Source organism: Arthrobacter sp. E44, from assembly GCF_041877125.1.
GTDB lineage: Bacteria > Actinomycetota > Actinomycetes > Actinomycetales > Micrococcaceae > Arthrobacter.
This window is the reverse complement of record NZ_JBHDJA010000030.1, coordinates 1-15,418: the sequence shown is the minus strand read 5'-3', so window position 1 is coordinate 15,418 and position 15,418 is coordinate 1. Positions and strand designations below refer to the sequence as shown.

Sequence of the window (15,418 nt, the reverse complement as noted above, 5' to 3'; positions counted from 1 at the left end):
GCCATCTCGCGGGTTATGGACGACGGCGGGCGCCGCGTCCGTGCCGTAGGTGCGGTTGAGTTCGCGGGAAGTGAGGACGTTCGGCCTGGGTGCCGGGCAGGCCAGCCGGGGTGAGGTCAGAGCGCGGCGGCCAGGCTCCGGCCCACGGTGAGGCCGGTGAAGATGCAGCCGCCCAGGAAGGTGCCTTCAAGCGCGTTGTAGCCGTGGGCGCCGCCGCCGCCGAAGCCGGCTGCCTCACCTGCCGCGTAGAGGCCGGGAATGGCAACGCCGTCGTGCCCGAGCGCTTGGCCGAACAGGTTGGTCTGGATCCCGCCGAGGGTTTTCCGCGTGACCACATGCAGCCGCACCGCGATCAGCGGCCCCGCGGCGGGGTCCAGGATCCGGTGCGGCTTCACGGTCCGGAAGAGCCGGTCGCCCAGGTAGCGGCGGCTGTTGCGGATGCCTGCCACCTGGGCATCCTTGGAGTAGGGGTTCCGGACCTCGGCGTCGCGCTCCCCGATCTGCCGCCGGAGCTGCGCGTAGTCCAGCAGCGGCTCCTCCGTCAGCCCGTTCATCCCGCGGACCAGATCCGCCAGGTCGTCCGCCACCACGAAGTCCGCGCCGTGCTCCTTGAACGCCTCGATCGGGGCGCCGGCGCCCCGGCCCAGCCGGGTCCGGAGCAGCAGCTTGAGGTCGCGGTTGGTGATGTCCGGGTTCTGCTCGGAGCCGGAGAGGGCGAACTCCTTCTCGATGATGCGCTGGTTGAGGATGAACCAGGAATGGTCGTACTGCTGGATGTCGGCGGTGGTTCGCAGGAGGTTCAGGGTGCCCAGGGTGTCGTAGCCCGGCAGGCCGGGGGAGGGGAGCCGCCGGCCCAGCGCATCGAACCACAGGGAGGACGGGCCCGGCAGGATCCGGATGGCGTGGTCCGGCCAGATGGGGTTCCAGTTCTGGATGCCCTCCGTGTAGTGCCACATGCGGTCCCGGTTTACCAGCCGGACGCCGGACTGGTCCGCGATGTCCAGCATCCGCCCGTCCACGTGCTGCGGCACCCCGGTGACCATCTTCTGCGGCGGCGTCCCCAGCCGCTCCGGCCACCAGCGGCGCACCTGGTCATGGTTGCCGCCGATCCCGCCGGATGCGATGACCACCGCCTGCGCCTGCAGCTCGAATCCGCCAACCACCTCCCGGGTGGAGGACACCCCGCGCGGGGATGCGTCCGGTGCCAGTACCGAGCCCCGCACCCCGGTGACCGTGCCGCCGTCGTACGTTAAACCGTCCACCCGGTGCCGGAAGAAGAACCGGACGCTGCCCGACGAAGCCGCCTCGCGGGCCTTGTCAGCGAACGGCTCGGAGACGCCGGTGCCGGTGCCCCACGGGACGTGGAAGCGGGGGACTGAGTTGCCGTGGCCGCCGGCCCTGCCGTCTCCGCGCTCGGCCCAGCCCACCAGCGGCGTGAACCGGATGCCCTGCTGCTGCAGCCAGGCGCGCTTCTCCCCGGCGGCGAACTCGACGTACGCGCGGCCCCACTGGCGGGCCCACTCGTCCTCGGGAAGGCGGCCGGACAGCCGGTCCCACTGTGCCGATCCCTGCCAGTCCTGCCACGCCAGCTCGAAGGAATCCTTCACGCCCAGGCGGCGCTGCATCAGGGTGTCCACCAGGAAGAGCCCGCCCAGGGACCAGAACGCCTGCCCACCCAGGTTGGCCTCATTCTCCTGCTCCACGACGGCCACCCGCTTGCCCGCGCGGACCAGCTCGTTAACGGCCACCAGCCCCGCCAGGCCGCAGCCGATGATGATGACGTCCGCGTCCATGCGATCCCTGCCCCGGTTGTTGGTAAGTGAGAGTTCAGCATCAAACTACAGCAGGTTTGAAGCTCTCCCTTTCAAGGTTGGTGGGAGAATGGAGCCGGGACATCTGTCACGGCGCCGCCCGGTTCCGGCAGGTCCCGCCAGCAATTCAGGAGGGGATCCTTATGGACCCCACCACATTGATTGTCATCGTCCTGGTCATCCTGCTGCTCATCGTCGCGAGGATGGCGGTCCGGATCGTGCGTCAGTTCGAAAAGGGCGTGCTCTTCCGGCTTGGCAGAGTCATCGGAGTTCGGGAACCTGGCCTGCAGTTCATCATCCCGGTGATCGACAGGCTGCAGCTGGTCAGCCTGCGGATCGTCACCATGCCCATCCAGTCCCAGGGCATCATCACCCAGGACAACGTGAGCGTGGACGTCTCCGCGGTGGCCTACTACCGGGTGGTGGACGCCGTGAAGTCGGTCGTCGCGATCGAGAACGTGGCCGCGGCCATCGACCAGATCGCCCAGACCACGCTGCGGAAAGTCGTAGGCCAGCACACCCTGGACCAGACCCTGTCGGAGACCGCGAGGATCAACGCCGACATCAGGGAAATCCTTGATGTACTTACCGTCGAATGGGGCGTCGAGGTCACGCTGGTGGAGCTGAAGGACATCCAGCTGCCCGAAAGTATGAAGCGTGCCATGGCCCGCCAGGCCGAAGCGGAACGCGAAAAAAGGGCAAAGATTATCGCCGCCGAAGGCGAAGCGATCGCCGCAACAGCCCTCGGTGACGCCTCCGACACCATGATGGCCCACCCGCTGGCACTGCAGCTTCGAAACCTGCAGTCCCTCGTAGAGATCGGCGTGGACAAGAACACCACGGTCGTCTTCCCCGCCCCGCTGATGAGCACCATTGGCGAGCTCTCCGCCTTCCTGGCCCGCGAAGGCCAGGCGGCATCCACCGGCAGCACGTCACCCGTCAAGGCGGCCTGACTTTCGCCTGCACGCCGCTCGGCACAAAAAACCCGCCGCTCGGCGCGCCAACAGTACGTTTGCTGATGATTTGGATCATGATTGCCGAAGGCAACGGGCCGGGCTCAACCAAGGCCTTTGGCCTCTGGCCCGATCAGACATTGACGTCTTCCACAAGCAAAGGGAATCAAACCATGGGCTTCCTGGACCGTGACCACTCCATCGCCCCGCCGGGCTTCAACCGCTGGCTGGTGCCGCCCGCCGCGCTCGCCGTCCACCTGTGCATCGGGCAGGCCTACGCCACCAGCGTGTACAAGACCGCGCTGGTCAAGCACTTCGGCGCCAGCCTCACCGAGGTCGGCGTCATCTTCTCCATTGCCATCGTGATGCTGGGCCTCTCCGCCGCGATCATGGGCACCTGGGTTGACACCAACGGCCCGCGCAAGGCCATGTTCACCGCCGCCATGTTCTGGGTGGGCGGCTTCCTGATCGGTTCGCTGGGCATCTTCACCCGCCAGCTCTGGCTGGTGTACCTGGGCTACGGCGTGGTGGGCGGCATCGGCCTGGGCATCGGCTACATCTCGCCCGTGTCCACGCTGATCAAGTGGTTCCCGGACCGGCCCGGCCTGGCCACCGGCATGGCGATCATGGGCTTCGGCGGCGGTGCGTTGATCGCCAGCCCGGTATCCCAGGCCCTGCTCAAGGCATACGACCCCAACTCCGGTGCGCAGGGCTGGGTTGCCAGCGGCGATGCCGTGGGCAAGCTCTTCCTGACCCTCGCCGCCGTCTACCTCGTGTACATGCTCTTCGGTGCGTTCACCATCCGGGTGCCTGCGGAGGGGTGGCGGCCCGCCGGGTTCGACCCCGCCAAGGTCAAGGCGGCAAAGCTGGTGACCACGGATAACGTGTCCGCGAAGAACGCCATCAAGACCCGGCAGTTCTGGCTGGTGTGGGTGGCGCTGTTCTGCAACGTCACCGCGGGCATCGGCATCCTGGAGCAGGCAGCGCCCATGATCCAGGACTTTTTCCGGCAGTCCGATGGCAAGTCCCTGGTGACCGCCAGCGTCGCGGCCGGCTTCGTGGGGCTGCTGTCCATCGGCAACATGACCGGACGCTTCGCCTGGTCCGCCACCTCCGACGTCACCGGACGCAAGCGGATCTACATGATGTACCTGGGCGTCGGCGCCGTGCTGTACATCATCCTGGCGCTGGCCGGCTCCACCTCGACCTTCCTGTACGTGGCACTGGCGTTCGTCATTATTTCCTTCTACGGCGGCGGCTTCGCCACAGTCCCTGCTTACCTGAGGGACCTGTTTGGGACCTATCAGGTGGGCGCCATCCACGGCCGGTTGCTCACCGCATGGTCCGCGGCCGGGGTCGCCGGGCCGCTGATCGTCAACTCGATCCTCGACGCGCAGGGCAAGCCGGGCCAGCTGAACGCCGCGTCCTACCAGCCCGCGCTGCTGACCATGGTGGCACTGCTGGTGATCGGCTTCATTGCCAACCTGCTGGTCAAACCCGTCGATGCCCGATTCCACGAACCCCGCCCCGAGCGGCACACATCTTCCATGGAGGCCTGACATGAGCAGCACTGCACACACCCCCGGCGCCCAGCCGGTCAAGCGGTCCACCGGCCGGCTAATCCTGGGCTGGGCTTTGGTAGGGATCCCGCTGGCTTACGGCGTCTTCCAGACACTGACCCAGGTGGCGGCACTCTTCGGATAGCCCGCTACGCTTGCCTGCGCGTCACACTGGCCCAGTTTTCAGGGACGAACGTCCGTGGGGCCGCTGAATTTCAGCGGTTTCCTCCTGAAAACTGGGCCAGTCTGTGCGCGGGAGTGACGCCGGGCACGACAGCAGGGGCCGGGTGCACCAGTCCGCGCTCCACATGCGGGCGGGGACTTTGGACCCTTCCCCGGGCTGCTCCGAAGCGACGAGGGTTGGGGTCATGCAGGAACCCCGGCAGCCGGGCTCCCCAACCGATGGCACAGGGGATTGGACCACGGACGATCCGTTCCGGCGGTATGCCGCCCGCTTTGGGCGTGAAATCACCCGCGTCCCGGACTCATTGCGGCAATCCATGGCCGGCACGGACGCTGCCGGGCTCGGCCCCGAGGGTGGCCCGGGGACCGCCAGCGGGATAGCCCGCACCCTGGGCCTTCCCGCCGCGGCCGTGGAAGGCCCGGCGTCCTTCTTCGCGGACTTCGCAGTGCCCCACGGCAACAGGCACGTGCGGGCGTGCTCCGCCGCGGCATGCTTCGCGGCAACCGGCGGGACGCACCTGGCCACCGTGGAGGCGGCACTCGGAGTGGAGGCCGGGAGCCGGGCCAGGGATGGCTCCGTCTCGCTCCAGGCGGTGCACTGCCTGGGCTTCTGCTATTCGGGGCCGGCAGCGCTGGACGGCGCGGAGGCACACGCCGGGCCGGACCTGGCAGCTCAACTGACGCACCAAGCTCCGCGGACCGCTCCGCCCATCCCGGTGGCGAGCAACAGCCGGGTGCCCGTGGTGACGGCCGGGGTGCTGGGAGAAGCGCAGCCGTGGTCGGTATGGCCGGCCATCGCAGCCTCCGCAGCCCCCGGGGATGTGCTGGCAGAAGTGGAAGCGGCGCAACTGCGGGGACGGGGTGGGGCAGGCTTCCGTACCGCCGCGAAATGGCGGGCTGCGCTTGAGCACCCTGCGCCCCGGGTGGTTGTGGCCAATGGTGACGAGGGGGACCCGGGCTCCTTTGCCGACCGGCTCCTGATGGAAGAGGACCCGCACCGCGTCCTGGAGGGCCTGGCACTGGCCTGCTACGCCGTCGGCGCGGACACGGGAATCGTTTTTGTCCGCTCCGAGTATCCCCGTGCCGCGGCCAGGCTGCGGGAGGCGCTGGCTGCGGCTCGGGAAGCCGGCCACCTTGGCCCCGACGTGGCAGGTAGTGGAACGCGGCTGGACATCCGGGTGGCGGTTGGCGCCGGGTTCTACGTGTCCGGCGAGGAAACCGCCCTGCTGAACGGGCTTGAGGGACTGCGCGGCGTGGTGCGGCCGCGCCCGCCGTTCCCCACAGCACACGGGCTGCACGGCAGGCCCACCGTGGTGAACAACGTGGAGACACTCTGCGCCGTCCCGTGGATCATGCAGCACGGCGGTGCCGCGTACGCGGAGATGGGAACTGCAACCGAGTCCGGGACGGTGCTGGCATGCCTGTCCGAGCGGTTCCTCCGGCCCGGCGCCTATGAGGTGGAGATCGGCACGCCCGTCCGGAGGATCGTGGAGGACCTCGGGGGCGGACTGCGTGACGGCGCCACCCTGCGCTCCCTGCAGATAGGCGGTCCGTTGGGCGGTTTCCTTGGCCCTGACGACCTCGATATCCCGCTGAGCGAAGCCGCCCTGTCCCGGCATGGGGCAGCCCTGGGCCACGCGGGAATCGTCGCCTTCGATGACCGGCTGACCGGCACCCAGGTGCTGCAGAACCTCTGGGACTTCGCCGCGGAGGAGAGCTGCGGGCAGTGTTCGCCCTGCAGGGTGGGCACGTGGCGCGGGCGGGCGCTGGCCGGCCTGCCGGAAGACCCGCAGCAGGGGGACGACGGCGGCGCGCAACGCAACCACGTGCTGCGCACCATGGCAGTGGGCAGCCTGTGCGCATTCGGACGCCGCGTCCCGGCTGCGGTGCGAAGCCTCGCCCGTGTCTACGGACTTTCCGGGTGGACGGCAGAGGCTCTCCGTTGACGGGCACCCGGTGGACGTGACGGACGGCGCAACCCTGCTCGACGCCGTGCGCGCCGCCGGCCTGGCGATTCCCACCTTGTGCCACGATGACCGGCTCAGCACTGTGGCCTCGTGCCGGACGTGCCTGGTGGAAGTGGCCGGCCGCGGCCTCGCGGCAGCCTGCAGCACACCTGCCCAGGACGGGCTTGTCATCGCGGTGGAAGCCTCCCGGCCGGACCGGCGGGCGGCACTCGAAGCCATTGTGGCGGGACTGCCGCCCAAGGCGCTGGACGCATACCAAGGTGGGCCGGAGGCGGACCGGAGTGAGCTGGCCCGGGAGTGTGCGGAGTACGGTGTGCACGCCCCGGCGGGGGCCGTACTGCTCCCGGTCCGCGGCATCGACCACTCCCACCCCTACGTCAAGCTGGACCGCGACCTTTGCATTGCCTGCGGCCGGTGCGTGCGCGCCTGCGCGGAGATCCAGGGCACGTTCGCCCTCACCCTGGTGGGCAGGGGAGCCGGGACCGTGGTGGCGCCGGGGACGGGTGGCCCGTGGGCGGAATCCGATTGCGTCTCCTGCGGCGCCTGCGTGGACACCTGCCCCACGGGGGCCCTCTCGGAGCCCGGGCTGCTGGACCTGCAGCGGACAACCAGCGAACAAGCACCCAGCGAACAAGCACCCAGCGAACAAGCACCCAGTGAACAGGCACCCAGCGAACAGCGGACGACGACGTGCGGCTATTGCGGCGTCGGTTGCACTTTGGAGGTGGCCACCCGGGGCAGCAGCATCATGACCGTCAAGCCGGCCATGAACGGGTCCCTCAACCGGGGACATGCCTGCGTCAAAGGCCGGTTTGCCCACGGGTTCCTCAACTCAGCGGAGCGGCTCAGCACGCCCCTGATCCGGCGGAACGGGACGCTGACTCCCGCAACCTGGGACGAGGCCATCGGGTTCGTGGCTGGCAGGCTTACCGCAGTCCGGGACGCAGACCCGGACGGATTCGCCCTGATCTCATCGGCACGGGCCACGAATGAGGAGAACTACCTGGCCCAGAAGTTTGCCCGCGCCGTCATGGGAACCAACAACGTGGACAACTGTTCCCGTCTCTGCCACGCCCCCTCGGCCACCGGCCTGGCTGCCGCCTTCGGCCTGGGCGGCGGGACCAACCCCTTCGATGACCTGGATGCCTGTGACGCGATCCTGCTAGTGGGTGCGAACCCGACGGCGGCACACCCCGTAGTCGGCTCACGCATCTTCCAACGGGTCATGGGCGGAGCGCGCCTGGTGGTGGTGGATCCCCGGCGGACGTACCTCGCACGGCACGCGGACGTCCATCTCCGGCCCCGGCCGGGAACCAACGTCGCTGTGTTCAACGGACTGGCGCACGTCCTGGTACGGGAGGGGATGACTGATTCCGCGTTCCTGGCGGCGCACGCCACCGGCTATAAGGAACTGCGGGGGCTGCTGGAGGACTACCCACCGGACCGGGTGGCAGCGATCAGCGGGGTGCCGGCGGAGGACCTGGTGCAGGCGGCGCGGCTCTACGGGCAGGCAGCGGCGCCGGCCATCTTCTACGGGCTGGGCGTGACCGAACACCTGCACGGCACGGACGGTGTCCGGACACTGTCCAACCTCGCAGTCCTGCGCGGAGCTGTGGGCCCCGGCGGCGGAGGCGGTGTGAACCCGCTTCGGGGACAGAACAACGTCCAGGGTGCTTCGGACATGGGGGCCCTGCCGGACCTGCTGCCCGGGTACCAGAAGGTCGGCGACCCTGCCGCGCGGCACCGGTGCGCGGCCGCCTGGCAGGCTGAAGTGCCTGCCCGGCCCGGGCTTCGGACCCCGCAAATGTTTGCCGCCGCCCGGTCCGGGGCGCTCCAGGCACTCTGGATCATCGGCGAGGACGTGCTCACCACGGACCCGGACAGCACCGCCGTCCGCGCCGCGCTGGAGGCCTGCCCGCTGGTGATCTGCAACGACCTGTTCCTGTCCGATACCGCCGCGGCCGCCGACGTCGTATTCCCTGTGGCGGCATGGCTGGAGAAGGAGGGAACGTTCGTCAACTTTGACCGGCGCTTCCAGCGGGTCCGGGAAGCCGTTGTACCCCCTGCAGGTGTCCGCACGGACTTTGCCGTGCTGCACGCCGTCGCGGACCGGATGGGGGCGGGCCTAGGCTGCGAATCGCCCGCGGATGCCATGGCGGAGTGCGCCGCCGTGGCGCCCCTGTTCGGCGGTGTCACGCACTCCCGGCTGGACCGTGAAGGGCCGCTGCACTGGCCGTGCGGATCCCCGGATTCCCCCGGTACGCCCCGGCTTTACGAGGACGGCTTCGCGACGCCGGACGGGCTGGCCCATTTGGCCGCCAGGCCTTATCTTCCGCCCGGCGAGGAGTGCGACGGGGAGTTCCCGTTCCTGCTGATTACGGGGCGCAGGGCGGAGCATTACAACTCGGGGAGCATGACGCGGCGCACCGCCAACCTGCGCCTGCTGGGCCGGGAGACGGTGGACGTCGGGCCGGGCGACGCCGCGGCGCTGGGCGTGGGCGACGGAGACGCCGTCCGGGTGGCGAGCAGGCACGGGGAGGCGGTGCTTCAGGTGAAGATCAGTGACGACGTGGAACCGGGCCAGGTGTTCGCCGGTTTCCACTTCCCCGGCGCCGCGGTCAACGGACTCACCTCGCCGGTGGGGGATGAGGCCACCGGCTGCCCGGAGTACAAGGTGACCGCGGTCAGGCTGGCTGCGTCTTCCCGATCCGCCGGCGGAGGACCGTCGCGGTAATCCACGTGACCAGGCTGCATGCCGCGGCGCCCCAGAGGATGTCCGTCACGGCCACCAGCGCGGTGAAGTCCTTCAGCACGGCAAACCCGGTGAGCGCCCACGTGGCGTAGGTGAAGAACCCGAACAGTGCCGCCCCCGTGACCCGCTGCCGCACGGAGACGTCCTGGGCGTTTGGACGGACGCCGTAGTGCACCATCCCCGCCACGAAAATGACATAGAACAGCACCGCGCCCAGGAGGTTCGCCTTGGGCGCCAGCAGGCCGCCGATCTGGCCCTGGTACAACGGGTTGGCCACCAGCAGGATCCACGCCACGTCCAGCACGGCGAAGATCAAGGCGGTGACTGCGTAGGCGGTCAGCCAGTTCCTAGTGCGGGGGCTCACGCTGTGCTCCTTGCGTCGGTGTAGAGGTTTTCCACGAAATGGCGGGCGCGTTCTGTGAAGACGGCCCGTTTGAGCTTCATGGTAGGGGTGACCAGCCCGTGGGACTCGTTGAGGTCAGCCAGCAGCAGCACGAACTTTCGCACCTGTTCCGACCGGGCCAGTCGGGCGTTCGCGGCAGTGACCACTTTGCCCACCACACCCAGCAGCCGCTCGTCCTCGATCTGGACCGCGCTGCCGTCATCGGGGATCCGCAGCCCGGCAAGGTCGGCGATGCCCTCCCGCTCGGCCCAGGCCGCCACGGACTCCGGGTCCAGCAGCACCAGCCCGCCCAGGTACGGTTTGCCCTCGCCCACCATGACGGCGTGCGCCACCAGGGGGTCGCCCTCCACGTAGCCTTCCCAGATGGAGGGGGTCACGGTTTTGCCGCCCGCGGTGACGATCACGTCCTTGATCCGGCCCTTGAGGGTGAGCCGGCCGCCGGAGTCCAGGGAGCCCAGATCGCCGGTGCGGAAGAAGCCGTCCACAAAAGCGCCGTCGTTGTCTGATGCCCGGCGGTATCCGGCGAAGACTCCCACGCCGCGGGCCAGCACTTCGCCCTGGTCCGAGATCCGCACGGTGGTGCCGGGCATCGGCACGCCGACCGTTCCGGAATGGATGGCGCCGGGCAGGTTGCCGGTGAGCGGGGCAGTGGTCTCCGTGAGCCCGTAGCCTTCGATGACGGGCAGGCCCAGGCCGCGGAAGAAGAGGGACAGGTCGGCGTCCAGGGCGCCGGCGCCGGAGAGCAGGCAGTCCAGTCGGCCGCCCACCAGCGCCCGGAGGCGGGCGTAGAAAAGCCGGTCGAACACCGCGCGCCGCACCCGCAGGCCGCGCGGGGCACTCAGGGAGGGATCGGCGTCGTGCGCTTCGGCAAACCGGCCCCACTCCACGGCCGTGCGCGGCGCCAACGCCCACACGCGGCCCAGGTGTTTCTGCGCCGCGGCGGCGGCTGCGGAGGCCTGGATTTTCTGCAGGACGCGGGGGACCACCACCAGGAACGTGGGCCTGAGCGCGCCGAGGGCGGGCACCACGTCGCGGGGGTCGGAGAGGTGCGCGATGCGCATACCGTTGGCCACGCAGATCAGCTGCAGGCCGCGGGCCAGGACGTGCGCCATGGGCAGGAAGATGATGGTGTTGCCGTCCTCGCGGACCACGCTGGTGTAGGCGGCGCCCACGTTGAGGATCTGGCCGACGAAGTTGCGGTGGGTGATCAGGGCGCCCTTGGGGGCTGCGGTGGTGCCGGAGGTGTAGACGATGGTGGCCACCGAATCGAGGTCGTGCAGCAGGCGGCGTTCCTCCACGTCGCCGTCCGGCACGTCCGCGCCGCCCTGGACCAGGGCTGCCAGGTCGGCGCCGGGGCGTGCATCCATGGTCCAGACGCCCAAGTTCGCCGCGCCGTTCCCGGCGAAGCCCTGCTCCAGCAGGGCGGCGTGCGCGGCGGTGCCGGCGATCGCCAGGCGCACGGCTGCGTCTTCCAGGACGGCGGTCACCTGCGGCTGGGCGGAGGTTTCGTAGATGGGAACCGCGACGGCGGCGGCGAACCACGCTGCCATGTCCGCCACCGCCCATTCATAGCGGGTGGGGGACATGATGGCCATCGAATCGCCGGGCTGCAGGCCGGCGGCGATCAGGCCCTTGGCCAGGGCGCGGACTTCGTCCACGAACTGCCGGGTGGTCACCTGTCGCCAGGGATCGGTGACGGGGGCCCCGCCGGCCCGGACCTCGAAGGCGACGTGGTCCGGGGAGATGCGGAAGCGGTGCATCAGCAGGTCCGTGGCGTTCCGGTGCCCGGACAGGTCGGCCAGCGGCGGGGAGGTGAACTCTCTCAAGGGGTGTCCTTCTCGGAAAGGGAGTGCAGGTGGTCCTGCATGAGGTTCAGTGCGATGTTGAGGAAGTCCCCGACGGCGTCCTGCCGGGCGCGGGGGAGGGCCTCGAGGTGCTGGTTGGTGGCGTCCATGAGGGGGCGCATCAGGTCCATGATGTCCTTGGTGGCCGCGGGGGTGGCGCTGACATGCACGTGCCGCCGGTCCTCCTCCGAGCGAAGCCGTTCGACGTAACCGCGCGCTTCCAGCCGTCCGACGATGGCGGTGGTGGTGGCAGCGGTGGCGCCCAGCTTTTCGGCAAGGGTGCCGACGGTGACTGCCCCTGACTGGGCCAGCGCCGAGAGTGCGCGGTAGTCGGTGAGGTTCAGGTGCAGGCAGCGGGCCACTTCCCGCTCGGTTTCGTTGGCGAGGTCGAATAGAGCCTGGAGCGCGGACGCGGCGGGGTGGTAGGGCGGCGGGGCCATGGTTCCTCCTCAGCAGCCTTATAGTAGTTATTGTCCTCTAGTCATCAAATTCATTTGAATACAAGAAAGACTAGCAGGCGCGGTTGGGACCGGTCGTGCAGCAGCGCGCGGCCGGCCAGGGGAAAGGAACCTGTCCGTGAACGACAAGAGCCGCAAGGCACTCATCAGTACCGTTATCGCCGTGGTGGTGGCGGTGCTCATCGCCCTCGCCGGAAGCCAGGGCGGAGCCAGGATCGCCGGGTGGCCCGTCTTCGCGCTGGGGGTTGCCATCGCGTTCGTCATCCAGTGGCTGGTGTTTATTCCGTCCTTCAAGGCGCAGACGGAGAAGTTTTACGACCTCACCGGCGCCCTCACCTACATCTCCATCACTGTGTTCCTGGTGCTGGCGTCCCCGGGGGTGGACGCACGCGGATTGCTGCTGGCGGCCATGGTAGTGCTGTGGGCCGGGCGGCTGGGCAGCTTCCTGTTCCTGCGGATCAGCAAGCACGGCAAGGACGACCGCTTCGATGAGCTCAAGCCGGACTTCTTCCGCTTCCTGAATACCTGGACCCTCCAGGGCCTCTGGGTGGTGCTCACCGCGGCGCTTGCCTGGGTGGCCATCACCTCGGACAAGAAAGTCGGCCTGGACGGCTTCTTCTGGGTGGGCCTGCTCGTGTGGCTGGTTGGCATCAGCATCGAGACCGTGGCCGACGTGCAGAAGACCCGCTTCAAGGACAACCCCGCGAACAAGGGCCGGTTCATCAACGCCGGCCTGTGGTCCAAGTCCCGCCACCCCAACTACTTCGGAGAGATCACGCTCTGGGTGGGCGTGGCCATCATCGCACTGCCAGTACTCCAGGGCTGGCAGTGGGCGGCACTGATTTCCCCGGTGTTCGTGGCCCTGCTCCTGATCAAGGGCAGCGGCGTGCCGCCCCTTGAGAAAAAGGCGGACAAGAAGTGGGGCGGCCAGGCCGACTACGAGGCCTACAAGAAGAACACCCCTGTGCTGGTACCAAAACTGAAGTAGGGCTTTCCCAAACAGGGATTGACGACGGCGGACTCCGGAACCGGGTGCCGCCGTCGCCCGTTGTTCAGGTACGATTTAACCCATCAAGGGGAGTACTCCCGTCTGTGGTTGGCCCGTCAATACGGATGCAGCGATGCATCCCGGGCCACCGGCTCCGGTTTTCACCGGGCGGAGGAGACCTTGGCGTCAATGTCAGCGCCTACCCTTGGAGTACCCACATGCAGGTAACACCCCTGGTCTGGATCATCACCCTCGCGGTGACCATTCTGTTCTTCGTTTACGAGTTCTTCGCCCACGTCCGCAAGCCGCATGAGCCGTCCATCGGCGAATCCGCCCGCTGGTCCGCGTTCTACATCGGACTCGCCCTTTTGTTCGGCGTCGGCATCGGCGTGGTCTCGGGATGGACGTTCGGCGGCGAGTACTTCGCCGGCTACCTCACCGAGAAAGCCCTGTCAGTCGATAACCTCTTCGTCTTCCTCATCGTGATGACGGGCTTCGCTGTTCCCAAGAAGTACCAGCAAAAAGTGCTGATGGTGGGCATCATCATCGCCCTGGTCCTGCGCGGCGGGTTCATCGCCATCGGGGCCACGCTGATCGAAAACTTCTCCTGGGTGTTCTACATCTTCGGCGCCCTGCTGCTCTTCCTCGCCTACAAGCAGGCCTTCGGCGGCCACGACGCCAACCCGGCCGACGGCAAATTCATGCAGCTGGTCCGCCGCGTCCTCCCTGTCACTCCGGACTACCACCGGGACCGGCTCACCGTGAAGCTGGACGGCAAGCGCTTCGTGACGCCGATGATGCTCACCATCATCGCCATCGGGTTCGTGGACCTGATCTTCGCCGTCGACTCGATCCCCGCGATCTACGGCCTCACCAGCGAGGCCTACATCGTCTTCACCGCCAACGCCTTCGCCCTGATGGGCCTGCGCCAGCTGTTCTTCCTCATCGGCGGACTGCTGGAGCGCCTGGTGTACCTGGCCCAGGGCCTGGCCGTGATCCTCGCGTTCATCGGCGTGAAGCTGCTCTTCCACGCCCTGCACGTCAACGAGCTCCCGTTCATCAACGGCGGCCAGCCGCTCCTGTGGGTGCCGGAGATCCCCATCTGGCTCTCGCTGCTCTTCATCGGCGCAACCATCCTGGTGGCCACGGTGGCCAGCCTGGCCAAGACCCGCGGCGGGCTGGGCGCCAGCGAAGCTGTCCACCCTGAGGTAACTCAGGAGGACACCGACTCCACGGCTCGCACGCCGCGGTAGCCACTGGCTGGCTCTAACTATGCAGGACGGACGACGGCGGCACCCGGGTTGGGTGCCGCCGTCGCAGCTTAAGCGCAGGAGTCGGGAAGGATTGCCCCAGTTGCGCTGAAACCGTCAACCTCAGCGGATTCTGGCCGCTAGGCTCTTTCGTGGCGTCAGCGTAATCGGGGCTGACGCACCAAACTTTTCGTGCACAATCCGGGGGAACTGCATGTCCAGCCACGCGTCCTTGCCCACCACCGCGCCTGCGTCCGGCACCCGCTGGAGCGCCGCCGTCGTCCTTTCCGCGTTGCTGGCCCTTTTCGGCGGACACCTGCCTGCTGTTGCCGCGGACAGCACCACCGCCGCAACGGTCCAGGCCGTGGACCTGCTGCAGACCCTCCCCGTCAAGGGCCGCGCGCCCAAGACGGGGTATGAGCGGTCGCTGTTCGGGCCCACATGGGCGGACGTGGACCAGAACGGCTGCGACACCCGGAACGACATCCTCAACCGGGACCTTACCGACATCACCTACGTCAACAGCGTCCCCTGCACGGTCAAGGCCGGGGTACTCGCGGATCCCTACACGGGCACCGTCATCAACTTCGTCCGTGGCACCACCACCAGCAGCGCTGTGCAGATCGACCACGTGGTGGCCCTCAGCGACGCCTGGCAGAAGGGCGCCCAGCAGCTGACCACGGAGCAGCGGACGGCGTTTGCGAACGACCCGCTGAACCTGCAGGCAACGGATGGGTCCACCAACCAGCAAAAGGGCGACGGCGACGCCGCCACGTGGCTGCCGCCCGCCAAGGCCTTCCGGTGCGAGTACGTGGCGCGGCAGGTTTCCGTGAAAGCGCGTTACAGCCTGTGGGTGACGCAGGCCGAGCACGACGCAATCGCCGGCATCCTGGCCGGCTGCCCCGGCCAGCCGGCACCGACCACCGTCGCGCCCGCCTCTGCATCCACCACCGTCTACTACGCCAACTGTGCCGAGGCGGTGGCAGCGGGAGCAGCCCCGCTCTATGCGGGTTCCCCGGGGTACCGCTCGGGGCTGGACGGCGACGGCGACGGGGTGGCCTGCGAGGGATAAGCGGCCTGGTAACCACTACCGTCCGGTGTGCGCAACGGCCGACGGCGGCACCCGGCCGGCGGTTTCTAGGGGTCGTTGCAACACTGCTGGTGTTATGTGGTCATTAGTAGATCACGCAGACGCTCGGCTGGGGTGTCCCAGCCGAGCGTTTTGCGTGGTCGGCTGTTGAGTTCTTGGG

General features: G+C 68.4%; 12 protein-coding genes. 8 read left to right on the top strand and 4 right to left on the bottom strand.

Translation table 11 applies throughout. From position 1 onward, the window contains the following. Positions 1-116: 116 nt before the first annotated feature. On the bottom strand, positions 117-1,793 hold the full coding sequence (locus tag ACETK3_RS19375) for an FAD-binding dehydrogenase (RefSeq protein WP_237429976.1): 1,677 nt from the start codon (positions 1,791-1,793) through the stop codon (positions 117-119). Between the two features lie 161 nt (positions 1,794-1,954). On the opposite strand from ACETK3_RS19375, the gene ACETK3_RS19370 reads away from it, so the two are divergent. From ACETK3_RS19370 to fdhF, 5 genes are all read left to right on the top strand, one after another. Beyond that, complete coding sequence (locus ACETK3_RS19370; RefSeq protein ID WP_237429977.1) at positions 1,955-2,764, top strand: slipin family protein; 810 nt, start codon at positions 1,955-1,957, stop codon at positions 2,762-2,764. 173 nt (positions 2,765-2,937) lie between these two features. Next, positions 2,938-4,323 carry an OFA family MFS transporter gene (locus tag ACETK3_RS19365; RefSeq protein ID WP_236801332.1) on the top strand — a complete coding sequence of 462 codons (1,386 nt, stop codon included), beginning with the start codon at positions 2,938-2,940 and terminating at the stop codon, positions 4,321-4,323. Between the two features lies 1 nt (position 4,324). Further along, the gene (locus ACETK3_RS19360) at positions 4,325-4,468 is read left to right on the top strand and encodes a hypothetical protein (RefSeq protein ID WP_236801333.1); all 144 of its coding nucleotides are present in this window, start codon (positions 4,325-4,327) and stop codon (positions 4,466-4,468) included. Between the two features lie 223 nt (positions 4,469-4,691). Beyond that, a complete protein-coding gene (locus ACETK3_RS19355) occupies positions 4,692-6,452 on the top strand; it encodes an NAD(P)H-dependent oxidoreductase subunit E (RefSeq protein ID WP_373993420.1) in 1,761 nt (586 codons plus the stop codon). Further along, complete coding sequence (fdhF, locus tag ACETK3_RS19350) at positions 6,409-9,207, top strand: formate dehydrogenase subunit alpha (protein WP_373993419.1); 2,799 nt, start codon at positions 6,409-6,411, stop codon at positions 9,205-9,207. The genes ACETK3_RS19355 and fdhF overlap by 44 nt, the downstream gene beginning before the upstream one ends. Here fdhF and ACETK3_RS19345 read toward each other — a convergent pair. The 3 genes from ACETK3_RS19345 to ACETK3_RS19335 are packed head-to-tail and all read right to left on the bottom strand — an operon-like array spanning position 9,158 to position 11,912. Next, the gene (locus ACETK3_RS19345; protein ID WP_237429980.1) at positions 9,158-9,589 is read right to left on the bottom strand and encodes a DUF2177 family protein; all 432 of its coding nucleotides are present in this window, start codon (positions 9,587-9,589) and stop codon (positions 9,158-9,160) included. The genes fdhF and ACETK3_RS19345 overlap by 50 nt on opposite strands. After that, complete coding sequence (locus tag ACETK3_RS19340; RefSeq protein WP_237429981.1) at positions 9,586-11,454, bottom strand: long-chain fatty acid--CoA ligase; 1,869 nt, start codon at positions 11,452-11,454, stop codon at positions 9,586-9,588. Before ACETK3_RS19340 ends, ACETK3_RS19345 begins: the two co-directional genes overlap by 4 nt. Further along, positions 11,451-11,912: a MarR family winged helix-turn-helix transcriptional regulator gene (locus ACETK3_RS19335; protein WP_237429982.1), complete on the bottom strand. Its 462-nt coding sequence runs from the start codon at positions 11,910-11,912 to the stop codon at positions 11,451-11,453. Before ACETK3_RS19335 ends, ACETK3_RS19340 begins: the two co-directional genes overlap by 4 nt. A gap of 136 nt (positions 11,913-12,048) precedes the next feature. Between ACETK3_RS19335 and ACETK3_RS19330 the strand changes: the two genes are divergently transcribed. The 3 genes from ACETK3_RS19330 to ACETK3_RS19320 all read left to right on the top strand — a co-directional run bounded on the left by ACETK3_RS19330 (position 12,049) and on the right by ACETK3_RS19320 (position 15,240). Continuing rightward, complete coding sequence (locus ACETK3_RS19330) at positions 12,049-12,918, top strand: DUF1295 domain-containing protein (protein WP_237429983.1); 870 nt, start codon at positions 12,049-12,051, stop codon at positions 12,916-12,918. Positions 12,919-13,136: 218 nt separating this feature from the next. Beyond that, on the top strand, positions 13,137-14,171 hold the full coding sequence (locus ACETK3_RS19325; protein WP_237429984.1) for a TerC family protein: 1,035 nt from the start codon (positions 13,137-13,139) through the stop codon (positions 14,169-14,171). Positions 14,172-14,382: 211 nt separating this feature from the next. Next, positions 14,383-15,240: a DUF1524 domain-containing protein gene (locus tag ACETK3_RS19320; RefSeq protein WP_237429985.1), complete on the top strand. Its 858-nt coding sequence runs from the start codon at positions 14,383-14,385 to the stop codon at positions 15,238-15,240. Positions 15,241-15,418: the final 178 nt, after the last annotated feature.